Genomic DNA, 20,866 nt, shown 5'->3' with positions numbered 1-20,866 from the left:
GTCGCGATAATGGCGCCCGTGCACGTCCTTCGAAAACTCTCGACCCTGCATCGCCTCGTGCTGGCGTGGTTCGTGCTGTCCCTGTCCGTCGCGGTCGCCTCGCCGATCGTCAAGCCTCAGCAGATCGACATCGTGTGCTCGGCCTCGGGCCACGTCACGATGGTCGTGCAGACCGAGGATGGCGCGGTGCCGATGGGCAGCATGGGCATGGACTGCCCGTTGTGCGTGATCGGCGGCCTGCCGCCCACGGTCGCGCAGGTCGAGGTGCCGATGCCGGCACCGCTGTCCTACGCCCTGCGTTCGATCCCCGCCGCGCGCATCGCCGCGGCCACCGCCGCGCCGCTGCCGGCGCGCGGGCCTCCTTCCTTCCTCTTCGCCTGAACCGCTGAATCCGTCGCACGACGGACCCTGGCGTCGCCTCGCGGGCGCGCCGGTCCGCGCGCGGCGCCCATCGTTCGTCGACGGCATGCGCGGCCACGCGCCGCTGCGCCGTCAGCGCAGCCACGCGCTGCGAGAAGAAAGATCCCGTGCCTTTCATTGCCATTCCCCACGGCCGTGGTGCCGAGCGCCTGTGCGCGCGTGCGCTGTCCTGCTTCGCGCTCGGTGCCTTCGCCGCGCCCTTCGCGCACGCCCAGGTCCAGACCACGCTGCAAGCGATCGAGGTCGACCCGCCACCCGCGCCCGCGCCCAACGGGCGCCTCAACCTCGACACGCCCTCCGAGACCGGCAGCCGCCTGGGCCTGACGCCGCGCGAGACGCCGGCCTCGGTCAGCGTGGTCGACCGCGCCACCATCGAGGCGCGCGGCGCGCAGGACACGCAGGAGATCCTGCGCGCGGTGCCCGGCATCACGGCGCACAACGCGCCCGGCAACATCGGCGTGAGCTACCGCGGCTTCGGCGCCGGCTCGCTGAGCCAGATGTTCAACGGCATCAACGTGCAGTACTCGATCGCCGCGCGGCCGGTCGACAGCTGGATCTACGACCGCGTCGAGGTCATCGGCGGACCCTCGAGCTTCCTGTTCGGCGCGGGCGCGGTCGGCGGCTCGATCAACTACATCAGCAAGATCGCCGAGCGCAGCGACCTCACCGAGGCCCGGCTGCGCCTGGGCACGCAGCAGCTCAAGGAAGCCTCGATCGGGCTCAACCGCCGCATCGCGGGCGATGGCGGCGCGGGCAGCCACTACGCGCGCATCGACCTCAACCGCAAGGACGCCGACGGCTGGACCGACGGCACGCGCACGCGCGCCACGCAGCTCGCGGCCTCGCTGCTGTCGGACTTCGGCGGCGGCGTCACGCACACGCTGGCCTACGAGTACCAGGACGAATGGGTGGACCGCCCGTACTGGGGCACGCCGCTGCTCAATCCCGTGGTGGGCAGTCTGCGCGTGGACCCGGCCACGCGCTTCAAGAACTACAACAGCGCCGACGGCATCTATGCGCAGCGCGTGCAGTGGCTGCGTTCCATCGCGGACTGGCGCGTGTCCGATGCGCTGCAGCTGAAGAACACCTTCTATGCCTACGACGCGCTGCGCGACTACCGCAACGTCGAGAGCTACCGCTTCAACGCGAGCAACACGGCCGTGATCCGCTCGGGGGCCCTGCTGCAGCGCCATGACCAGCAGGTGGTGGGCGACCGCATCGAGGGCCTCTACAAGGGGCAGCTCGCGGGCCTGCGCAGCGACTGGTCCTTCGGGCTGGACTTCAGCGTCAACAAGCAGACGCGCTTTCCGAACAGCCTGCCGGCCACCGTGAGCACGGTGAACCCCTACCTCTTCGCCACCGAGCCCTTCTTCGCGGTGCCGGGCATGCGGCCGGGCTTCAGCCCCGACCGCGACAACAAGGTGACGACCACCGCGCTTTCGATCGAGAACCGCACGGCGCTCGCGCCCTCGCTGCACCTCGTGAGTGCGCTGCGCCACGATCGCATCGAGCTCGCGCTGACCAATCGGCGCGCCATCACCGCCAGCGCGCCGGCCAGCTACCGGCGCAACTACAACCCGACCACGGGACGCGTCGGTCTGGTGTGGGACTTCGCGCCCGGCGCCAACCTCTATGCGCAGTACGCGACCGCAGCCGATCCGCCCTCGGGCGTGCTGTCGACCGCCTCGTTCGCCGACGTGATGAACAACAGCGAGCTCACGACCGGCCGGCAGGCCGAGGTCGGCGCCAAGCTCGACTTCTGGCAGGGCAAGGGCACGGCGACCGTGGCGGCCTACCGCCTCTCGCGCAAGAACATCGCCACGCAGGACCCGAACAACAGCGCGCTGACCGTGCTCGTGGGCGAGCAGTCGTCCAGGGGCGTGGAGATCGCGGTGGGCCTGCAGCCCACACCGCAGTGGTCGCTGCAGGGCAACCTGAGCTACGTCGACGCGAAGTACGACAACTTCGTGCAGAACGGCGTGTCGCTCGCGGGCCGCACGCCGACCAACACGCCGGCCGTGGTGGCCAACCTCTGGGTGTCGTACGCGATCACGCCCGCGCTGCAGGCCAGCGTGGGGCTGCGCCATGTGGGCAAGACCTACGCCGACGCGGCCAACAGCGCGCGCTGGCCGTCGTACACGCTGGTCGACCTGGGCCTGTCGTGGAAGATCAACCGCTCGCTCACGCTGGTGGGCCGCGTGCGCAATGCCACCGACCGCATCTACGCGGCCAACCTCGGCAGCACCTTCGCCTACCTGGGCGCGCCGCGCACCGGCGATCTCAGCCTGCACGTCGCGTTCTGAGGAGGGCGATTCCATGGCCCATTTCAAGCGCTGGCTGTTCCTGCTGCACCGCTGGCTCGGCATCGTGGTGTGCGCCTTCTTCGCGATGTGGTTCGTCTCGGGCGTGGTGATGATGTACGTGGGCTATCCCAAGCTCACCGAGTCGGAGCGGCTGCTGCATCTGCCGCCGCTCGCGGCCGATGCCGCGCTGCTCGGGCCGCGCGAGGCGCTCGATGCGGCAGGCATCGCGGGGCCGCTCAAGGATCTGCGCCTGGCTGTGGCCAGCGGCGGCCGCGCCGTGTATCTCGCGCAGCCCGCGGGTGGCAAGGGCGCCAAGGCCAGCATGGTGATCGACGCGGCCACCGGCACGCCGTTGCGCCATGTCGACCGCGAACTCGCGATGGCCAGCGCCGCGGCCTTCGCGGGGTCGGGCGTGGGCCTGGTGTACGAGGGCACGCTCGACGAGGACGCGTTCACCCATTCGCGCGCGCTCGATGCGCACCGGCCGCTGCACCCGGTGGCGCTGGTCGATGCCGCGCACACGCGGCTCTATGTCTCGGGCCGCACCGGCGAGGTGGTGCGCGATGCGCCGCGCGCCGAGCGGCTGTGGAACTACGCGGGCGCGTGGATCCACTGGCTGTATCCCTTGCGCGGCGGCGCGCTCGATCCGTACTGGGCCGACATCGTCAACTGGCTCTCGATACTGGGCATCGCGGTCACGCTCATGGGCACGGCCGTCGGCATCCTGCGCTGGCGCTTCGCGGGCCGCTACCGCAGCGGCTCGCGCTCGCCGTACCGTGGCTTCATGATGCGCTGGCATCACATCACGGGGCTGCTGTTCGCGGCCGTCACGCTGACCTGGATCTTCAGCGGGCTGATGTCGATGAACCCCTGGCGCGTGTTCGACAGCGGCGCACCCGCGTTGCGCACCGAGGCGATGAACGGCGGGCCGCTCGTGCCGCCGGCCGATGCCGCCTCGCCCCAGGCGCTGATCGCGGCGGCGGGCGGCACGGTGCGCGAGCTGCGCTGGACCCGCGCCGCGGGATGCGATCTCGTGCTCGCGCGCGGCACCGCGTTGCGGCCCACCGTGCTCGATGCCGCGAGCGCCGCGCCCACGGCGCTGGACGCCGACATGTTGAAGGCCGCGGTCGCGAAGCTCTCGAACGCGCCGGTCGCGCGCATCGAGGTGCTGACCGCCTACGACAGCCACTACTACACGCGCGAGCCGCACACCATGACCGGCGGCGGCGACAAGCCGCTGCCCATCTGGCGCGTGGTGTTCGCGGACGAGGCCGGTACCTGGGCCCATGTCGATCCGCGCACCGGCGCCTTGCTGAGCCGCAGCGACAGCCATCGCCGCGCCAGCCGCTGGCTGTTCGCGATGTTGCACAGCTGGGACTGGCGCCCGCTGCTCGAACGCCGTCCGCTGTGGGACCTGGCGATGGTGCTGCTGAGCCTCGGCGGCGCGGCGCTGAGCCTCACGGGCGTGGTGATCGGCTGGCGCCGGCTGGGCCGCAAGCTGACACCGAAGCCGGCGGCCCGGCGCATTCCCCCATTCACTCCCTCGAAGGAACATCCATGACCCGCGTACTCCCGACGACCCGCCGCCGCCTGCTGCTGGGCACCGCCTCGCTGCCCCTGTGGGCCGCGCTGGCCGCCTGCGGCGAATCCGAGCCGAAGCCGAGCTTCACCGGCACCGACATCACGGGCGCCAACTACGGCCGCGACTTCGCGCTGAGCGATCCCGACGGCAAGCGTCGCACGCTGGCCGACTTCAAGGGCAAGGTGGTGATGATCTTCTTCGGCTTCACCCAGTGCCCCGACATCTGCCCGACCGCGCTGACGCGCGCGGCGGAGGTCAAGCAGCAGCTGGGCGCGGCCGGCGACGACCTGCAGGTGATCTTCGTCACCGTCGACCCGGAGCGCGACACGCCCGAGGTGATGCGCGCCTACACGGCGGCTTTCGACCCGAGTTTCCTCGGGCTGCGCGGCGACCTCGCGCAGACCGAGGCGACCGCGAAGGAGTTCAAGGTGTTCTACGAGAAGGTGCCCACGCGCACCTCCTACACCATGGACCATTCGGCCTTCACCTACCTGATCGACCGCAAGGGCCGCATGCGCGTGGTGATGCGCTATGCGCAGAGCGCGAGCGAATTCACCGCGGACGTGCGCGCGCTGCTGGCGGCGGGCTGAGGGAAAGTCCTCATGCGCGGCGTCGCTCGCGCATAAGTTTTCGCCCGTCGCGCAAAGGACGCGCCGCGCGGCCGTCTATAGACTGCCCCGCATGCAGACCGACCCGACGCCCGCCGTGGCCCCACCGTTCTTCTCTCCCTCGCGCCGCGAGGGCGAACTCGTCTTCGTCAGCGGCCAGATGGCCTTCGACACCCAGTGGCGCATCGAGGGCGACACGGTTGGCGAGCAGACCCGGCGCTGCCTCGGACGCATCGGCGAGATCCTCGCGACCGAGGGCCTGGGGCTCGCCGATGTCGCGAAGACCACCGTGTGGCTCTCGCGCGTGGAGGACTTTGCCGAATTCAATCGCAGCTATGCCGAATGCTTCGATCCCGCCGCGGGCCCCGCGCCCGCGCGTTCGACGGTGCGCGCCGACCTGATGGTGCCGGGCGCGCTGGTCGAGATCGAAGCCATCGCGCATGCACGCCGCGCACCTGGAGCCTGACGCCATGACCACCGCATCCCCAGCCGCTTCCGAACTGCCCGACCTCGACCTCGAGGCCATCCGCGAGACCGCGCGCGCCAATGCGCAGGCGCTGCTGCGCACGCCGGTCGCGCCGCTGCACGGACCCACGGTCGAGCGCCTGCTCGGCCGCGCCGACGTGCACATGAAGCTCGAGCTGTTCCAGCGCACCGGCACCTTCAAGGCGCGCGGCGCGCTCAACGTGGCGCGCCGACTGTCGAGCGAGCAGAAGGCGCGCGGCATCACCGCGATGAGCGCCGGCAACCACGCGGTGGCCGCGGCCTTCGCGGCGCGCGAGGCCGGCGTCTCCGCGAAGATCGTGGTGCAGGCCTCGGCCAATCCGGCGCGCGTGGCGATGGCGCGCGCCTACGGCGCCGAGCTGCTGATCGCGCCCGACGGCGCCACCGGCTTCGCGATGGCCGAGGCGCTGGTGCGCGACGAGGGCCGCACCTTCATCCATCCCTTCGAGGGCGAGGGCACCTCGCTGGGCACCGCCACCGTGGGGCTCGAGTTCGCCGAGCAGGTGCCGGGCCTCGACACGGTGCTGGTGGCCGTGGGCGGCGGCGGCCTGGGCAGCGGCGTGGCCACGGCGATCCGCAAGCTGATGCCCGGCTGCCGCGTGATCGGCATCGAGCCCGAGGGCGCCGACGTGATGCGGCGCAGCTTCGAGGCCGGCTCGCCGCAGCGCATGGAGAAGCTCTCGACCATCGCCGACAGCCTGGCGCCGCCGATGACCACGCCGATGGCCTACGGGCTGTGCCGCCGCCACATGGAGCGCATCGTGACCGTGAGCGACGACGAGATCTGCCGCGCGATGGCCGTGATGTTCCGCGATGCCAAGCTGGCGGTGGAACCGGCCGGCGCGACGGCGCTGGCCGCGCTGCTCGGGCCCCTGCGCGAGGAATTGCGTGGGCAGCGCACCGGGCTGATCGTCTGCGGCGCGAACCTCGATGCCGAGACCTACGCGCGCCAGCTCGCGCGCGGCGAGCAGTTGCTCGAGGCCTGAGCGCCGGCTTTTTTTCCTCTTCGTTGCGTTCGTTGTTCCGTGGCCGGTGGGCGCGCGTCGCGCCCGCCAGCCGCTCGTTGCCGTTCGTCCCTTGTCTTTCGGAGAACCCCCGATGAAGCGTCGCGCCTTCCTGCCCCTGCTGCCCGCCGGCGTCATCGCCGCTACCTTGCCGCCGCTGGCCGTGGCACAGCCGTCCGCCACGGCCGGCCGCACCATCCGCCTGGTGGTGGGCTATCCCGCGGGCGGCACGGCCGACGCGGTGGCGCGCCTCTATGCGGAGGAACTGCAGAAGCGCCTGGGCGCCACCGTGGTGGTGGACAACCGTCCCGGCGCGGGCGGCCAGATCGCGGCCGAGCAGTTCCGTGCGCTGCCGCCCGATGGCAGCGCGCTGCTGCTGGGCAACAGCCACATGTTCTCGACGCTGCCGCTGACCTCGCGCTCGGTGAAGTACGACCCGGTGAAGGACTTCGCGCCGGTGGCGCGGCTCGCGACCTTCGAGGTGGCGCTCGCGGTCAGCGCGGCGCAGCCCGCGAAGACGCTGCAGGAGTACCTCGCGCTGGCGCGCGCGAAGCAGGAGGCGCGCAGCTTCGGCGTGCCCGCCGCGGGCAGTTCGCCGCACTTCGTGGGCTATGTGGTCGGCAAGAAGGAGGGCATCGAGCTGCTGCCAGTGCCCTACAAGGGCGGCGCGCCGCTGCTGGCCGACCTGATGGGCAACCAGATCCCGGCCGCCGTCGATGCGCTCGGCGGTTTCCTGGGCGCGCACCGCGCCGGCAAGATCCGCATGCTGGCCGTGACCGGCCCGCGCCGCGCGGCCAGCGTGCCCGAGGTGCCGACCTTCGGCGAGCTCGGCTTCAGCGCGCTCGGCAGCTCGAGCTGGGTCGGGCTGTTCGCGCCACCCGGCACCTCGCAGGCGCTGGTCGATCGCGTGAGCGCGGCCGTGGCCGAGATCGCGGCGCTGCCGTCCACCACCGCGGGCCTGGCCAACGTGGGCTTCGATCCCGCGGCCGGCAATCCGCAGCAGCTGCGCGAGGCGGTGCGCAGCGAACTCGCGCTGTGGCAGCCGATCATCCGGGAATCCGGCTTCCAGATTGATTGATGAACGCAGCGCCAATGATCCCCACCGACATGCTGTTCAGCGCCGACTATGCGACGGCGCGCCGCAAGTTCCTCGCCGCCTGCGCGCTGCGCGGTCTTGCGCCCGAGGTGCATGGCCATCCGCTCGCGGGCGCGCAGGGCGAGGCGCTCGCCACCGACGTGGTGCGCATCGGCCCGGCCGACGCGCAGCGCGTGCTGGTGCTGACTTCGGGCGTGCATGGCGTGGAGCTGTTCGCGGGCTCGGGCTGCCAGATCGACTGGCTGCTGACGCAGTCGCCCGACGACCTGCCGCCCGACACCGCCGTGGTGCTGGTGCATGCGATCAATCCCTGGGGCGCCTCCTGGCTGCGGCGCTACACCGAGGACAACGTCGACCTCTGCCGCAACTTCATCGACCATGCGCAGGCACCGCCCTCGCACAAGTACGCGCCGCTGCATGCGGCGATCGCGCTCGATCCCGGCGATGCCTCGGCCGTGGCCGCGGGCGATGCGCTGCTCGCGGACTTCGCGCGAGTCCATGGCAGCGAGGCGCTCTACAACGCGCTGATGGCCGGACAGTACGCCTTCGCGCAGGGCATGGGCTTCGGCGGCCAGGCGCCCACCTGGTCGCGCCTGACCATCGAGGCCGTGCTGCGCCGCCATGGCGCGTCGGTGCGCGAGGTCTGCCTGGTCGATTACCACACGGGGCTCGGCCCCTATGGCTACGGCTCGCTGGTCGCACTGCAGCAGGGCGAGGCGCTGGCGCGCATGCGCGAGGTGTTCGGCGAATGGGTGGTGGCGGTGCACGAGAGCGGCGCGCCCGAGGACTTCGCGCCGGTCACGGGGCACAGCACGCCGGGCTACGAACGCGCGCTGCCGCAGGCGCGCGTGACGGCGGCCGTGCTCGAGTTCGGCACCGCGCGGCCGCAGCGCATGCTCGACCTGCTGGTGCGCGACCAGCGCGAATGGGCGACGGGCATCGGCCGCACGCAGCTGTCGGACACGCGGCGCGAGCTGCTGCGTTTCTTCTATCCGGGCGAGCCCGCGTGGCAGCGCAGCCTTGTCGACCAGTCGCGGCAGGTGATCGCGAACGCGCTGCGCTGGTTGGGCGAGGCCTGAAGCCTCGACGTCCTAGGCGTCGTCGACCTGCGCCAGCGAAGTGCGGAAGGCCTGCAGCAGGTCGTCGAAGTCGGCGCGCCTGCGGCCTTCCGCGACCGACAGCGCCGACACCGTCACCGGGATACGCGGCGAGACGCTGCGCACCGACAGCGATTCATCGCGCGAAAAGCCCGCGGTGAAGGAGTCGATCACGCAGGGCCCGAAGCCGTCGAGCGTGAGCAGCAGCGCGGACTGGTAGGTCTGCGCCGAGAGCCGCGTGCCCGCGAACACCGCGCTCTCCGACAGCAGGCCCAGCAGGGCCTTGCCGACGAGGTCGTCCTTGTCGATGCCGATGAAGTCGCGCGCCGCGATCTCGGCGATCGGCATGTCCGCGGTGTCGGCGCGCTTCCTCGCGCCGGCCTCGCGGCGCTCGACCCACACCAGGTGGCCCGTGCCCACCACCTCGGTATCGATCGGGGGCGCGTCGATCTCGCCATAGGCGATGCCCAGGTCGCATTCGCGCAGTGCCACCGAGCGCGCGATCTCGTCGGAATGGAGGATCTTGATCGAGACCGCGCTGCGCGGATGGCGGGCCTTGAACGACGCGAGCGCGCGCGACAGGCAGGTGGTGGACAGCGAGGGCACGATCGCGATGCGGAACTGCGCCAGGTGGTCGGGCCGCAGCGACTGCGCGAGGCGCCGCAGTTCGTCGACCTGCTCGAAGATCTTCTGCGCCCGCAGATGCAGCTGCCGTGCCTCCGGCGTCGGCTTCATGCCGCCCTTGTCGCGCACGAACAGCGCATAGCCGAGCTGCTGCTCCGCGTGCTTGAGCGTCTGCGTCACGGCGGGCTGCGTGACGTTGAGGATGCGCGCCGCGGCACTCACGCTGCCCGACAGCATGATCGCGTTGAAGACCTCGATGTGCTTGAGTTTCATAGGGGGGCCATTAGAAGACCTTATCGCGTTGCGTCAAATTCTGATTTGACGCTCCCGGGCCCCGGATCGGAGACTTCGATGCATGGAAGACAGACGGGGCGCGCCGATCATGGCGCACGCCGGAAGTCGATGGCAACAACCGGCATCGGGAACCTATGGCGCATTCATTGGCGGTGGACCACACCGCACGACACGAGATCGATCCAGGCCTGTTCGACACGCCCGAGGTGCGGCAGGCCTGCGTCGACCTCGCGGCCTGCTTTCGCATGGCTGCGAGGCTCGGCATGGAAGAGGGCATCTGCAATCACTTCTCGGCGGTGGTGCCGGGCGTCGACGATTGCTTCATCGTCAACCCCTTCGGATTGGCCTTCGACGAGATCCGCGCTTCCGACCTGATCATCTGCGACTTCGACGGCCGTGTGCTCAAGGGCGACCGGCCGCCAGAGATCACCGCGTACTACATCCATGCGCGGGTGCACAGGAGCCTGCCGCGCGCCCGTGTCGCGTTCCACACGCACATGCCGTATGCGACCAGCCTCGCGCTGGTCGAAGGTCAGCCGCTGCAATGGGCCGGCCAGACCGCGCTGAAGTTCTACGGGCGCACGGCGGTCGACGACTTCAACGGTCTGGCGCTCGATGCGAGGGAAGGCGACCGCATCGCGGCGGCGATCGGCGATGCCGACGTGGTGTTCATGCGCAACCACGGCGTGATGGTGGTCGGCGCGACCATCGCGGAAGCGTGGAACGACCTGTACTACCTGGAGCGCGCCTGCGAAGTGCAGGTGCTGGCCGAGTCCACCGGCCGCAAGCTCAGTCCCGTGCCGCCGGAACTGGCCGCGGCCACCTATGCACAGATGCGCAGCGGCGGCAACGAAAGCGCGGTCCAGCACCTGGCGAGCATCAAGCGGCGCCTGCTCAAGACCGATCCCGATTACCTGCTCTGAATGCCACTCCTCGAACCCCACATGAAATCCCGTCTTCCGCATCTCGCCATCGCCGCCCTCGCATTCGCCTGCCTGGGCGCGAACGCCGCCGAACTGACCGGTCGCCTCAAGACCATCAAGGAGCGCAACACCATCACCGTGGCCTACCGCGAATCCTCGATCCCGTTCTCCTACCTCGGCGGCAACGGCCAGCCCATCGGCTATGCGCAGGACATCTGCCAGAGGATCGTCGAGGACATCAAGACCGCCATCGGCAGCCCGGACCTCGTGGTGAAGCGCCAGGCCGTGACCTCGCAGAACCGCATCCCGCTGATCCAGAACGGCACCATCGACCTCGAGTGCGGCACCACCGTCAACAACCCCGAGCGGCAGGCGCTGGTGAGCTTCAGCACCACCTACTTCGTGGTCGGCACCAAGTTCGTTTCGCGCAAGGCCGACAAGCTCGCCACGCTGCAGGACCTCAAGGGCAAGACCGTCGTGGCGACCACGGGATCGAACACCGTGATGCGCCTGCGCGGCATCGACCGCAAGGAAAGCCTGAACCTCAACCTGATCCAGGCGAAGGATTTCTCGGACAGCATGCTGACCTTCACCTCGGGCCGCGCCGATGCCTTCTTCGAGGACGACATCAACCTGGTCGGGCAGATCTCGTTCTCGCTCAACCCGGCCGATTTCAGCCTGAGCACCGACACCCTGAGCCGCGACCCCTATGCGGTCATGCTGCCGCGCGGCGAACCCGAGTTCAAGGCCGTGGCCGACAAGACCATCGCGCGGCTGTTCGCCAGCGGCGAGATCAAGGCGCTCTACGACAAGTGGTTCCAGTCGCCGATTCCGCCGCGCGGCGTGAACCTGCATTTCCCGATGAGCGATGCGCTGGCCAAGGTGATCGCGAAGCCGACGGATTCGCCGAATCCGGCGGACTACTGAGCAAGGAGTCCGGCGTGCCTGACACCCGCAAGGTCGGCATCCTGGGTGGCATGGGGCCCGCGGCCGGTGCGGATTTCCTGCGGCTCTTCGTCGGCGCCTGCGAGGCGCGACTGCGAGCCAGCGGCAGTCCCGTGTCCGACCAGGCCTTTCCCGAACACTGGCTCGCGCAACTTCCGGTGCCTGACCGCACGCTGGCGCTGCTCGAGGACGGCCCCTCGCCCTTCGAAGGAATGACGAGCGGCATCGAGGGCCTGCGCAGCCACGGCGTGGCGAGCATCGCGATCGCGTGCAACACCGCGCATGCGTGGCACGCGAAGCTACAGCGCTCGCATCCCGACGTGGAGCTGCTGCACATCGTCGAGGAGACCGCGAAGTACCTCGCGGCGCAGCGCATCGAAGCGGTGTGCCTGCTCGCGACCCAGGGCACCTACAGCCTGGGCTTCTACCAGGCGGCGTTGGCGGAGCGCGGCATCGCCTGCCATCTGCCGACGGAGCCGGAGAGGGCGCAAGTCATGCGCGGCATTCGCGATGGCGTGAAGGCCGGGGACCTCGGGCTCGCGACGCGGCTGTTTGCCGAGGTGGCGCGGCGGATGGTCGAGCGGCATGGGTGCGACAGCCTGCTGCTGGCTTGTACCGAGATACCGCTGGCGTTGCATGGTGTGCCGGGGCATGCGGGGGCACGGTTGATGGATCCGGCGGATGTGCTGGCGAGGGCGTTGGCCAATCGGGCGTATGAGATGGGTTGATGCCGAACGCAGGCGCGGTGAGCCACTGGCTTTGGATATTCGGGGCCTTAAGGCCTTTGACGCATTGGCACAGTTGCGGAATGCCGTTCGGTATCTGCGTCGGCAGCCAGGCTGCATATGGATGTGGTCCCGTGCGTGCCATCGGAGTTCGAATAACGCGCTAGCCGAAATGTGTGGATGTCGATGTCGCGCTTCTCATCATTCTTGGCTGCCCTTGCTCGACGGCTAGTTTGAACTACGGCGAACAGCGGGTATGCGCTTCACCGCAGATGTTGGACGATGCGCCGCGAGCGTCTGCTTTGCAGCGGCTACCGAAATTCGGTCCAGCGCGAATGGGTACTATCGCCAGAACCAGACATTCGCAGCAACATCCAAATGGACGCCACACGCATCCAACGCTCGGTCTTCTACCGCTACCAGTACGTGACCGGCGCAACATCTGTGTTGATTTCCGTTCGATTTGGAAAGACGCCGCCAAATGGCCCAAGGGTAGTTCGGTTGCTTGCAATGGACCGGTCAGAAAGCGAGGTTCGGTTCGACCTGCAGAATCACGTTTCCGAGATACTTGCCGGCGTGGCCCGGGCAAACTCTGAATGCGGAACCGGCCTCGAAGTGGAAGCAATTGAAGTGGTCCCTGATGACTACCCAGGGAACGGACACGCGGAGCACGTCGCTCACCAAATTGCCTTGGCCGTAGGTCGGGGCGAGGTATAGCCGAAGCCGGCCATAACCAGTCCTGCCAACTCCGCCTCCAGTAGAACCATGCAACGACACACTCTGTATGCGTACGTGGACGGCTCTGACCTAGAAGACGTCGCAACGGCCATCGAGGAAAGGCTCCTTGTTCTTGCCGCAGCGACAGGCTAGGTCACCTGCAAGCCAACCGTGGTGAATCAGAAGACAAACGTGTCGGGCAGCCGCCCAGGAGGCTTGCCCGACTGGGACCTTGGCATCAACTTGCCGCTGCCGGACCCAGGCGCAGAGCCTGAAGGGTGGTTTGGGGACGTTGAGCGCATCGTCGGGCACTTGGCAAAGCTTTACTCGGCGTTTGACCGCGAGTTCGTTATCGGCATTGCCGACAACTTTAGGGGCGTCTCCGAGGATCTCTTTTTCGTTGAGTCAGGCACGCCGGACCTAGACAGGCTGCGTAGCGCGATTGGTGTTCCCGGCGGCTAACATCAGCGGCCTGCGGCCATAACCAGCCGGTCGCGTGGCGCACAGAACTCAAGGGAACGCAGTCATTCGCAGGACGGTTACAACATAGGTCGCCCGTACCACTGCCGCTACTGTTGAAGCGCGTGTACACCAACGGCATGCGCGCCAAAAATCGCTGCGGGGAAGCCTTTATTATTGAAGCGCTGGCGGTCAAGGCCGTTTCGTTCAAGAGCCGAAGGAATCATGGAAAGCGAAAACAAGCCGCGCGAGGAGGAGCAAACCTTCGCCATCTTTGCATTGCCTGACGACTATGCGTATCACATCGGGCAGGTAGCGAGCATTGGTTCCGACGGACTGAGGGTGGTTCGCAAGCAACTGTCGATAACGACTCCGTACAGGATCGAGGTCGTGCCTGCGTCAAATATTGAGAGGGTGGAATACAGGAGCGGTTTGGCGATGGTGCGAATCGTGGCTGGTGTCCTGGTGTTGCTGCTGTTGGTCGGCATCTTCTACTACTTGGGCGTCTACTGGGATCGCCTTGAGCCGGGCACGACCATCCGGGTCGGCCTGCTCGGGCTTGCGGGGATTTATGGGTTGAAGTGGGCCTTCATGTCGCGGCGACACCAACTGACATTTCACCTACGCGACGGGAGCCGACTCCGCTGGCGTTCCCGCTCGGGCGACTTCAAGTACAAGGAGCGCGTAGTGGGTCGTGCGGTTGATCACCTGAGAGAGCTTGGATTGCTGGCCCGCAGTTCAGCGTAGCGTCTCGGACCCGAATCGGCGGCCAAGAGCTGACTTCCAAGGAAACCTCGCAGGACCGAAGCTTCGGCGACCCGAATCTCAGGAACCAATGGACACTACGATGGATCGTGTAGCCGCCCTAAATTTCTTGAAATCCCTCACTCGAACGGAACTCGCTTTGCTCGTCGCAGAAGCGGCCGAAAAGTGGACGGTAGGAGATTTGGCAGAGGGGCGTTCGGTTTTCCGTCTTGCCGAGTGCTTTGCCTTTAAGGGGCCTGGTGAACAACGCCCCGAATCTGCCTACTTGGCCTTGGTCGCCTATCCGGCGAAACCAGAAGACTATGCCGGTCATGATGGGGTTGAACAAGATGGCTCATGCTCAAGATGCGGTGTGGAAGTTTGTTGTGCAGCAAAGGTGGCCATTTGCCCGGTTTGCGGTGGAGAAGCGCTCTGCACATAAGTAGGCCGTGATCTATCTCATCAAAATTTGAAAGGCAGCTCTTAGAGTTTTCCAATGACAACATCGGGCCTCCTTCGTCCTCCGAGGGCCTCGACTACATTCGGCCAGAAGCGGACGTAGCTGCAGAATTCTCATATGCCTTTTCTAGACCCCTCAATCGTGACGGTAGAAGTGCTCATTCTGTACAGCCGGACGGTTCGCGTGAGAGATCTGGACGCCTACGCTAAGACGTTAGTTGGCTCTGGTAAGCGTACGCGAAGTAAGCTTCACGGCATGCGAACCCGTATGCTGCCTGGAGATGAGTTCTGGGAATTTGACTACAGAGAGGACGCCAAGGTGAGGCCTCGGCACTTTAACGGTTGGGCGCTTTTGCGGGATGGGCGTGTTGTGGAGTATTCGGCCGACGAGTGACTGCTTGGGGCGCCTTTGCGACGGCTGTGCAACCGGCTACAGTCGGCCAGAACCGGTCGTTCGAACACGTCGCAGAATTCGTGAGATAGCGGACATTCGCGGTGTCGACACCAACTGAAACTCCAAAGCGGAAATGAGCACGCTTCTACGCTTCCTCTTCTCGAACTCGACGCGCAGGAGGCAGTTCATATCGCTTGCGCTGCTCTATGCCGCAAGCAACGCTCACTCAGCGGAGACGCTCGCCGAGGGCATCTTGGCCTCGAAATTCTGGAATGATTTTGCGATAGCAGTCGACCGAAACTACTGGAAGGCTGTCGAGCGGAGTTCACTGGAGGGCGCTTGTCGGCAGGGAGCGGTCGCAGCGAAAACTGGCGAGAGCGCACAGGCCAGTTGTATCCTGGCGGCTCTCCAAGTGCTTGACGCACCAACTCGGTTTTCTAACGGTGAACAGTACCAGAGGGCTGAGTTCATCAAACGTCTTCCTAAGGGGTCGATTGGAATCGACATTCAGGTAAGTAAGAAATCGAATGCGCCCGGCCGAGTTCTGAAGGTCCATAAGGGTACCCCCGCTCAATTGGCGGGGATGATAGATGGAGTGGACCTTCTAACGATTGACGGCAAAGCGACTTCGGGTCAATCGCCTGATGAGGTCCTTGCTCTCCTTCGGGGAGAACCCGGCTCTTCCGTAGCGCTCAGATGGCGTCGTGACGACGGTGATGTTGTAGAGGGGGTTGCGACGCGACGTGAGTTGATTCCGTTGCGCATTGAGGATGTCAAATTAGCCGGTGGACTGCACTACATAAAAGTGCCGCCATTCTTTCCTCCCGTCGGCGACCAATTTCTCAAAGCGCTATCTGAAATCGACGGGGGCGCTGATTCGTCCGGCGTGCTGATGGACCTCCGAGGCAACAACGGCGGTGACCCGGAGGAAATCCAGAAGGCACTGAGCACGCTGTGTAGTCCTGGCAGCTCGCTTTGGAGGACTGTGGGGCGCGTCCATCAGAAGTCGGTGGACTGCGACCGGCCAGGCGAGGCAGTTCTGAACAAGCGAAGAATCGTAGTTCTGGTCGATGAGACGACCGCGAGTGGAGCCGAAATTTTTGTTCGAGCTCTTCGTGCTCAGCGTCCAATCGTTACCGTCGGGCGACCTACGTTTGGCTCCAACTCTATTCAAACTTGGTACCACTTGGACAGCACAGCTGCCGTCTACTTTCCGACCGAGCGACTTCTTGATGCCGATGGTTTCCCCGTCAGTGGGCCGTTATGGCCCGGAAGAAGGGTCCCTGACTTGACAGGGAGCTCACTTGGTGCCTCCGGGGACGCAGTCCTTCAAGAAGCAATTCGGCTAGGACACCAAGAGCGATAGACCGAATGCGGCCAGAGCCGGACCTTCAAGAAAATCTGCGAGACGCATGCAAATCGAAGTTCCCTCGCTCTCCGCTCCCATCTTTCGTCGGTCGGCCCGGGGCGATGCGGCTGCCGTGCTTGAGCGCTTGGGTGTAAACCAGGACTCACAGCTAGGAGCCTTCTTCCTCGAGTACGCGGGCCCTTTCGTCAGCCCGAATACTGGCTTCGAACAGCTCGACCTCGTTGGTGAGAATAGGCAGCATTCGGTCGAATCGTCCACCTTGCTCGTTCGCACTCGCCTTGCGTGGCCTGACCGATACCTTGTCCTCACCGGCTTTCTCGCGGGTGGGGTTATGGTCTACGACATCCCAACCCAGCAGGTCTATGACGTCGACTTAGAGGGCGGCGACGCTTTGCTGAAGAATGGTCAGCTCGAACCGCAATATCTGTCGTTTGTGGAGTATCTGCGCTTCTTCTTCGGCGATGCCACGGCCAATTGAGTGGCCCCGTTTGGCTACAACCGGTCAGTCGCACCGTGGGGCAAAAGGCTATAAACGGACAGCTCGAGTAGCTCCGTAAAATCAATCTATGAAGCAGATTTCCGATACGGCGATTGGCTCCCGCTTGACGGCCGGGTTATCCGACTTTAACTGTGCGCGGGTTCTTTTTGACTCGTGCTTTGTAGTTCCTTCTTCGGTGCCAGGGGACTTCACCGCCTTCGCCGATGTAAGGCTCATTGATGCGTCCCACATAAACTGCGAACTCACTACATGCCAATTCGAGAGAATCTACGTTAGTGGCATAAAACGAATGGGCTCCGATCCTCTTTTCTTATGGGGATGCGTATTCAACCAAGTCGAGCTGACAGGGCGGATCAGCGGGCTAAAGATCAATCGCAGAGTATCCCCATCGACCACGCCTGCTGAACAGGATGCTTGGGACCTTGCCGTTCGCGCCTACTACAAGAATGTCGATTGGGCGCTCGACATCTCGAGAGCAAAGTTCGCCGGCGGTGTCACTTTTGAGGCGTTGCCGGGCGACAAGATCAAAAGGAATGTCGAAACCCAGGTGCTTGTGCGACGCGAAACGCTCGACGCAGCAGCAGACTGGCAGAAACTCGACTTTGGTGGCTCTGCGATCGACATCGCCCTAAGCTGGTTTCTTGGTGGATCTCAGTTTGATTCGGTAGTGCTGGCGGCACGTACCGCCAGCAAACATGCGTCGAAAGACGTGGCGGTGCTGGACATGCTGCGCAAGCTCAACCTAGCAGAATAGCTACGAGGCAACCGAATGCTTTGAAACTGTCGCAAGCTGTTCGGCGTCCGCTTCCGAACCAAGCCTGCGTCTGCTTCGGGCCCGAAGCCGAAGTTCAGCTCCGCCGAAAGCAGACATCCAGGGAGCATGGCGCGTTCACCAAAGTCGCTTGGGCGCCCCGGGCAAACTCTCCAGAGGAAACGGAAACCTGGGCTCCATGCCGCATTTTTTCATCGTTGCCACCAATGCGCGGTACCGCTCGAGCAACGCTCCCCGAGCGCCCCAATCTTCGTTCTCATCCTCAATATCGGGTTCGAGGAAGCTCGCCTCGGCGTCACCAATCATCCCTGAGGAGTAGTTCCAGTCATAGCGAAACACGACTTCAAAGGCACCCACAAATTCGGAGATGGTGCGTTGCAACTCGTCCTGTTGCTGCAAAGAAATTTTGACCATAGGAGTTCGGGCGTCAGATTTCAAATGAAGAAGTGAGCAGCATGAGCTTGACTTGCGCTGGGTCGTTGGGCACGAAGGTTGAAGGTAGGCTACTGGCCGAACGCGAACATTGACGAGGATCTCCTGTTCGAATGCTCGAGGCAGTGCCCGGTCGTTCAAGCGTGAAAAGGCTCTCGTCCCAGCACCCCCGTCAGGTCGTCCAGCAATGCCCGCTCTCGCACATCGAGCGCGGACGCATCGACATGGCGCCAGTTGCGTTCGTAGGTGCCCCAAGCCTCCTCGGGCGTGAGTTCGGTGTCGGGCGCCAATTGCCAGCCAATGCGTCGCAACTGCGGATAGTCTGCGACTCGTATGCCACCAGGAACGGACAGCGGAGCCGCGGCCTGCGTCGAGGCGATCACATCGACGTCGAGCCCCAGCGCCGCGATGGCATTCATGTAGGCACCCATCGTGACCGAGGGCTCGCCGCGTTCGATGCGGGCCAGCGTCATGCGAGAGATGCCCGCGGCCTCGGCCGTGGTGGTGGCGCTGACCTTCAGCGCCTTGCGGCGCTCATGGATGCGCCGGCCGAACGCCGTGAGGCGATGGTCGGACGTGGGAGCGATCAGAGCGGCTGCGGCGGGCATATGTGCATCTCATCGTAGACAAATTTGAAATTTGTCTGAAACGAGAAACGGGTTCGGGCCCATAGCCCGACCCGCACCAGCCGATATCAGAGCCCCAACGCCTTCGCCACCCCCGCCCCATACGCCGGATCGGCCTTGCTGCAGTTGTCGATGTGCCGGCGCTTGATGAACTCCGGCGCATCGCCCATCGCGCGTGCCGTGTTGTCGAACAGCGCCTGCTGCTGCTCGGGCTTCATCAGGCGGAACAGGTCGCCGGGCTGCTTGTAGTAGTCGGCGTCGTCCTCGCGGAAATTCCAGAAGTCGGCGTCGCCGCGCAGCTTGAGCGGCGGCTCGCGGTAGTCGGGCTGTTCCTGCCACTGGCCGAAGCTGTTGGGCTCGTAGTGCAGGGTGCCGCCGTAGTTGCCGTCCACGCGCATGGCGCCGTCGCGGTGGTTGCTGTGCACCGGGCAGCGCGCGGCGTTCACGGGGATCTGGTGGTGGTTGACGCCGAGGCGGTAGCGCTGCGCGTCGGAATACGCGAACAGGCGCGCCTGCAGCATCTTGTCGGGCGACACGCTGATGCCGGGCACCAAGTTGTTGGGCGCGAAGGCGCTCTGCTCGACGTCGGCGAAGAAGTTCTCGGGATTGCGGTTGAGCTCCATCACGCCGACCTCGATCAGCGGGTAGTCCTTCTTGGGCCAGACCTTGGTGAGGTCGAAGGGGTGGTAGGGCACCTTCTCGGCATCCGCCTCGGGCATGACCTGCACGTAGAGGGTCCACTTGGGGAAGTCGCCGCGGCCGATCGAATCGAACAGGTCGCGCTGGTGGCTCTCGCGATCGCCGCCGACGAGCGCGGAGGCCTCGGCGTCGGTGAGGTTCTGGATGCCCTGCTGCGTCTTGAAGTGGAACTTGACCCAGAAGCGCTCGTTGGCCGCGTTGACGAAGCTGTAGGTGTGCGAGCCGAAGCCGTGCATGTGGCGGTAGCTGGAAGGAATGCCGCGGTCGCTCATCACGATGGTGACCTGGTGCAGCGCCTCGGGCAGCGAGGTCCAGAAGTCCCAGTTGTTGGTGGCGCTGCGCATGTTGGTCTTGGGATCGCGCTTCACCGCCTTGTTGAGGTCGGGGAACTTGCGCGGATCGCGCAGGAAGAACACGGGCGTGTTGTTGCCCACGAGGTCCCAGTTGCCTTCCTCGGTGTAGAACTTCAGCGCGAAGCCGCGGATGTCGCGCTCGGCATCGGCCGCGCCGCGCTCGCCGGCCACGGTGGTGAAGCGCGCGAACATCTCGGTCTTCTTGCCGACGGCGCTGAACAGCTTGGCGCGCGTGTACTTCGAGATGTCGTGCGTGACGGTGAAGGTGCCGAAGGCGCCGGAGCCCTTGGCGTGCATGCGGCGCTCGGGAATGATCTCGCGGTTGAGGTTGGCGAGCTTCTCGATCAGCCAGACGTCCTGCATCAGCAGCGGGCCGCGCGGGCCGGCCGTGAGGCTGTTCTGGTTGTCGACCACGGGCGCGCCGAAGGCGGTGGTCAGGGGTGTCTTGTTCTGGGGATCGGATGGGTTGCTCATGGGGCGTCCTCTCGTCGTGGGTTGAAAGCGGGTCCACTCTACGAGCATCCGATGACCTTTCCAAACGACCTCCGTGGGGCGACGGGGGATACGATGGAATGATGCGGCGAGGCGCGGAATGGAGTAGGCAATCGGCCCGGCCCTGTGCGCGCTATCGCCGGCCCTAGCCGCGCATCCGTTCGACCGCGTCGATCCAGCGCACGAAGGCCGCCATCTGGTCGGTGACGAACTTGCGCGTGGTGTCGTCGGTGCAGCGGCCGCTCTCGGCGTCGAACTTGGTGGGCGCGTGGCCGATGAAGACCTCGGGCTTGACCAGCGGCATGGCGTTGAGGAACAGCATGACCTTGCGCAGGTCGTACTGCACGCGCGCACCGCCCAGCGGGCCCGGCGCGGCGCTGACGATCGCCACCGGCTTGGCGTTGAAGGGCTGGTCCTCGCCGCGGCTGAGCCAGTCGATGAGGTTCTTGAGCCCGCCGGGAATGCTGAAGTTGTACTCGGGCGTGGCGATCAGCACGCCATCGGCGGCGCGGATGCGCTCGCGCAGCGCGGCGACCGGTGCCGGCAGGCCGCGCGCGTAGTCGTCGGCATCGAACACGGGCACCTCGCGCCATTCGAGCAGGGTGAGGGAGGCGCCTTCGGGCAGGACCTCGCGCGCGAGCTGGACCACGTGGCGGTTCACGGAGGCGGCGCGCAGGCTGCCGCAGAGGGCGACGATGTCGCGGGTTGTCATTCGGAATCCTTCGG

22 protein-coding genes are annotated in these 20,866 nt (G+C 66.0%); 17 read left to right on the top strand and 5 right to left on the bottom strand.

The features are described from left to right. Positions 1 to 9: 9 nt before the first annotated feature. The 8 genes from AC07PU_RS19295 to AC07PU_RS19260 all read left to right on the top strand — a co-directional run bounded on the left by AC07PU_RS19295 (position 10) and on the right by AC07PU_RS19260 (position 8,596). On the top strand, positions 10 to 381 hold the full coding sequence (locus tag AC07PU_RS19295; protein ID WP_495319582.1) for a DUF2946 family protein: 372 nt from the start codon (positions 10 to 12) through the stop codon (positions 379 to 381). 155 nt (positions 382 to 536) lie between these two features. Continuing rightward, on the top strand, positions 537 to 2,723 hold the full coding sequence (locus tag AC07PU_RS19290; RefSeq protein WP_495319985.1) for a TonB-dependent receptor: 2,187 nt from the start codon (positions 537 to 539) through the stop codon (positions 2,721 to 2,723). Positions 2,724 to 2,736: 13 nt separating this feature from the next. Beyond that, the gene (locus tag AC07PU_RS19285) at positions 2,737 to 4,284 is read left to right on the top strand and encodes a PepSY domain-containing protein (protein WP_495319580.1); all 1,548 of its coding nucleotides are present in this window, start codon (positions 2,737 to 2,739) and stop codon (positions 4,282 to 4,284) included. After that, entirely contained in the window at positions 4,281 to 4,895 is a 615-nt protein-coding gene (locus AC07PU_RS19280; protein WP_495319579.1) for an SCO family protein, read from the top strand. Before AC07PU_RS19285 ends, AC07PU_RS19280 begins: the two co-directional genes overlap by 4 nt. A gap of 91 nt (positions 4,896 to 4,986) precedes the next feature. Beyond that, positions 4,987 to 5,379, top strand: a complete 393-nt coding sequence (locus AC07PU_RS19275; RefSeq protein WP_495319577.1) for a RidA family protein — start codon at positions 4,987 to 4,989, stop codon at positions 5,377 to 5,379. 4 nt (positions 5,380 to 5,383) lie between these two features. Further along, the gene (locus AC07PU_RS19270) at positions 5,384 to 6,403 is read left to right on the top strand and encodes a pyridoxal-phosphate dependent enzyme (protein ID WP_208508669.1); all 1,020 of its coding nucleotides are present in this window, start codon (positions 5,384 to 5,386) and stop codon (positions 6,401 to 6,403) included. 112 nt (positions 6,404 to 6,515) lie between these two features. Then, positions 6,516 to 7,499, top strand: coding sequence for a tripartite tricarboxylate transporter substrate-binding protein (locus AC07PU_RS19265; protein ID WP_495319575.1), 984 nt, complete (start codon positions 6,516 to 6,518; stop codon positions 7,497 to 7,499). Beyond that, complete coding sequence (locus tag AC07PU_RS19260) at positions 7,499 to 8,596, top strand: M14 family metallopeptidase (RefSeq protein WP_495319573.1); 1,098 nt, start codon at positions 7,499 to 7,501, stop codon at positions 8,594 to 8,596. Before AC07PU_RS19265 ends, AC07PU_RS19260 begins: the two co-directional genes overlap by 1 nt. A 12-nt stretch (positions 8,597 to 8,608) precedes the next feature. Here AC07PU_RS19260 and AC07PU_RS19255 read toward each other — a convergent pair whose 3' ends face one another. Then, positions 8,609 to 9,511 (bottom strand): LysR family transcriptional regulator, encoded by a 903-nt coding sequence (locus tag AC07PU_RS19255; RefSeq protein ID WP_495319571.1) that lies wholly within the window; start codon positions 9,509 to 9,511, stop codon positions 8,609 to 8,611. A gap of 155 nt (positions 9,512 to 9,666) precedes the next feature. Between AC07PU_RS19255 and AC07PU_RS19250 the strand changes: the two genes are divergently transcribed. The 9 genes from AC07PU_RS19250 (at position 9,667) to AC07PU_RS19210 (ending at position 17,520) form a co-directional block, all read left to right on the top strand. After that, positions 9,667 to 10,455 carry an aldolase gene (locus tag AC07PU_RS19250; RefSeq protein ID WP_495319569.1) on the top strand — a complete coding sequence of 263 codons (789 nt, stop codon included), beginning with the start codon at positions 9,667 to 9,669 and terminating at the stop codon, positions 10,453 to 10,455. A 21-nt stretch (positions 10,456 to 10,476) separates the two neighbouring features. Then, positions 10,477 to 11,382, top strand: coding sequence for an amino acid ABC transporter substrate-binding protein (locus tag AC07PU_RS19245; RefSeq protein ID WP_495319567.1), 906 nt, complete (start codon positions 10,477 to 10,479; stop codon positions 11,380 to 11,382). A gap of 14 nt (positions 11,383 to 11,396) precedes the next feature. Continuing rightward, positions 11,397 to 12,128, top strand: a complete 732-nt coding sequence (locus AC07PU_RS19240) for an aspartate/glutamate racemase family protein (RefSeq protein ID WP_495319565.1) — start codon at positions 11,397 to 11,399, stop codon at positions 12,126 to 12,128. A gap of 375 nt (positions 12,129 to 12,503) precedes the next feature. Further along, the gene (locus AC07PU_RS19235; protein ID WP_495319563.1) at positions 12,504 to 12,842 is read left to right on the top strand and encodes a hypothetical protein; all 339 of its coding nucleotides are present in this window, start codon (positions 12,504 to 12,506) and stop codon (positions 12,840 to 12,842) included. A gap of 174 nt (positions 12,843 to 13,016) precedes the next feature. Beyond that, positions 13,017 to 13,304, top strand: coding sequence for a hypothetical protein (locus tag AC07PU_RS19230; RefSeq protein WP_495319561.1), 288 nt, complete (start codon positions 13,017 to 13,019; stop codon positions 13,302 to 13,304). Between the two features lie 222 nt (positions 13,305 to 13,526). After that, entirely contained in the window at positions 13,527 to 14,048 is a 522-nt protein-coding gene (locus tag AC07PU_RS19225) for a hypothetical protein (protein WP_495319559.1), read from the top strand. A gap of 983 nt (positions 14,049 to 15,031) precedes the next feature. Next, positions 15,032 to 16,264 (top strand): S41 family peptidase, encoded by a 1,233-nt coding sequence (locus tag AC07PU_RS19220; RefSeq protein ID WP_495319557.1) that lies wholly within the window; start codon positions 15,032 to 15,034, stop codon positions 16,262 to 16,264. A 46-nt stretch (positions 16,265 to 16,310) separates the two neighbouring features. Then, positions 16,311 to 16,745: a hypothetical protein gene (locus AC07PU_RS19215; protein WP_495319555.1), complete on the top strand. Its 435-nt coding sequence runs from the start codon at positions 16,311 to 16,313 to the stop codon at positions 16,743 to 16,745. Between the two features lie 88 nt (positions 16,746 to 16,833). Continuing rightward, positions 16,834 to 17,520: a hypothetical protein gene (locus tag AC07PU_RS19210; RefSeq protein ID WP_495319553.1), complete on the top strand. Its 687-nt coding sequence runs from the start codon at positions 16,834 to 16,836 to the stop codon at positions 17,518 to 17,520. 135 nt (positions 17,521 to 17,655) lie between these two features. Here AC07PU_RS19210 and AC07PU_RS19205 read toward each other — a convergent pair whose 3' ends face one another. The 4 genes from AC07PU_RS19205 to AC07PU_RS19190 all read right to left on the bottom strand — a co-directional run bounded on the left by AC07PU_RS19205 (position 17,656) and on the right by AC07PU_RS19190 (position 20,852). Beyond that, a complete protein-coding gene (locus AC07PU_RS19205; RefSeq protein WP_495319552.1) occupies positions 17,656 to 17,952 on the bottom strand; it encodes a hypothetical protein in 297 nt (98 codons plus the stop codon). Between the two features lie 155 nt (positions 17,953 to 18,107). Next, positions 18,108 to 18,578, bottom strand: a complete 471-nt coding sequence (locus tag AC07PU_RS19200) for a helix-turn-helix domain-containing protein (protein ID WP_495319550.1) — start codon at positions 18,576 to 18,578, stop codon at positions 18,108 to 18,110. 86 nt (positions 18,579 to 18,664) lie between these two features. Then, positions 18,665 to 20,122 carry a catalase gene (locus tag AC07PU_RS19195; RefSeq protein WP_495319548.1) on the bottom strand — a complete coding sequence of 486 codons (1,458 nt, stop codon included), beginning with the start codon at positions 20,120 to 20,122 and terminating at the stop codon, positions 18,665 to 18,667. Positions 20,123 to 20,285: 163 nt separating this feature from the next. Further along, positions 20,286 to 20,852, bottom strand: coding sequence for an NADPH-dependent FMN reductase (locus AC07PU_RS19190; RefSeq protein WP_495319546.1), 567 nt, complete (start codon positions 20,850 to 20,852; stop codon positions 20,286 to 20,288). Positions 20,853 to 20,866 lie beyond the last annotated feature (14 nt).

Source organism: Variovorax sp. GW821-FHT10D07, assembly GCF_059415325.1.
The sequence above is the reverse complement of the archived record's forward strand: the minus strand, read 5'-3'. Positions and strand labels throughout refer to the sequence as shown.

Bases quoted from the DNA above. Each gene is read 5' to 3' on its own strand.
- AC07PU_RS19295 (WP_495319582.1), top strand. From the start codon at position 10: ATGGCGCCCGTGCACGTCCTTCGAAAACTCTCGACCCTGCATCGCCTC.
- AC07PU_RS19285 (WP_495319580.1), top strand. From the start codon at position 2,737: ATGGCCCATTTCAAGCGCTGGCTGTTCCTGCTGCACCGCTGGCTCGGC.
- AC07PU_RS19280 (WP_495319579.1), top strand. From the start codon at position 4,281: ATGACCCGCGTACTCCCGACGACCCGCCGCCGCCTGCTGCTGGGCACC.
- AC07PU_RS19275 (WP_495319577.1), top strand. From the start codon at position 4,987: ATGCAGACCGACCCGACGCCCGCCGTGGCCCCACCGTTCTTCTCTCCC.
- AC07PU_RS19270 (WP_208508669.1), top strand. From the start codon at position 5,384: ATGACCACCGCATCCCCAGCCGCTTCCGAACTGCCCGACCTCGACCTC.
- AC07PU_RS19265 (WP_495319575.1), top strand. From the start codon at position 6,516: ATGAAGCGTCGCGCCTTCCTGCCCCTGCTGCCCGCCGGCGTCATCGCC.
- AC07PU_RS19260 (WP_495319573.1), top strand. From the start codon at position 7,499: ATGAACGCAGCGCCAATGATCCCCACCGACATGCTGTTCAGCGCCGAC.
- AC07PU_RS19255 (WP_495319571.1), bottom strand. From the start codon at position 9,511: ATGAAACTCAAGCACATCGAGGTCTTCAACGCGATCATGCTGTCGGGC.
- AC07PU_RS19250 (WP_495319569.1), top strand. From the start codon at position 9,667: ATGGCGCATTCATTGGCGGTGGACCACACCGCACGACACGAGATCGAT.
- AC07PU_RS19245 (WP_495319567.1), top strand. From the start codon at position 10,477: ATGAAATCCCGTCTTCCGCATCTCGCCATCGCCGCCCTCGCATTCGCC.
- AC07PU_RS19235 (WP_495319563.1), top strand. From the start codon at position 12,504: ATGGACGCCACACGCATCCAACGCTCGGTCTTCTACCGCTACCAGTAC.
- AC07PU_RS19225 (WP_495319559.1), top strand. From the start codon at position 13,527: ATGGAAAGCGAAAACAAGCCGCGCGAGGAGGAGCAAACCTTCGCCATC.
- AC07PU_RS19220 (WP_495319557.1), top strand. From the start codon at position 15,032: ATGAGCACGCTTCTACGCTTCCTCTTCTCGAACTCGACGCGCAGGAGG.
- AC07PU_RS19215 (WP_495319555.1), top strand. From the start codon at position 16,311: ATGCAAATCGAAGTTCCCTCGCTCTCCGCTCCCATCTTTCGTCGGTCG.
- AC07PU_RS19210 (WP_495319553.1), top strand. From the start codon at position 16,834: ATGAAGCAGATTTCCGATACGGCGATTGGCTCCCGCTTGACGGCCGGG.
- AC07PU_RS19205 (WP_495319552.1), bottom strand. From the start codon at position 17,952: ATGGTCAAAATTTCTTTGCAGCAACAGGACGAGTTGCAACGCACCATC.
- AC07PU_RS19200 (WP_495319550.1), bottom strand. From the start codon at position 18,578: ATGCCCGCCGCAGCCGCTCTGATCGCTCCCACGTCCGACCATCGCCTC.
- AC07PU_RS19195 (WP_495319548.1), bottom strand. From the start codon at position 20,122: ATGAGCAACCCATCCGATCCCCAGAACAAGACACCCCTGACCACCGCC.
- AC07PU_RS19190 (WP_495319546.1), bottom strand. From the start codon at position 20,852: ATGACAACCCGCGACATCGTCGCCCTCTGCGGCAGCCTGCGCGCCGCC.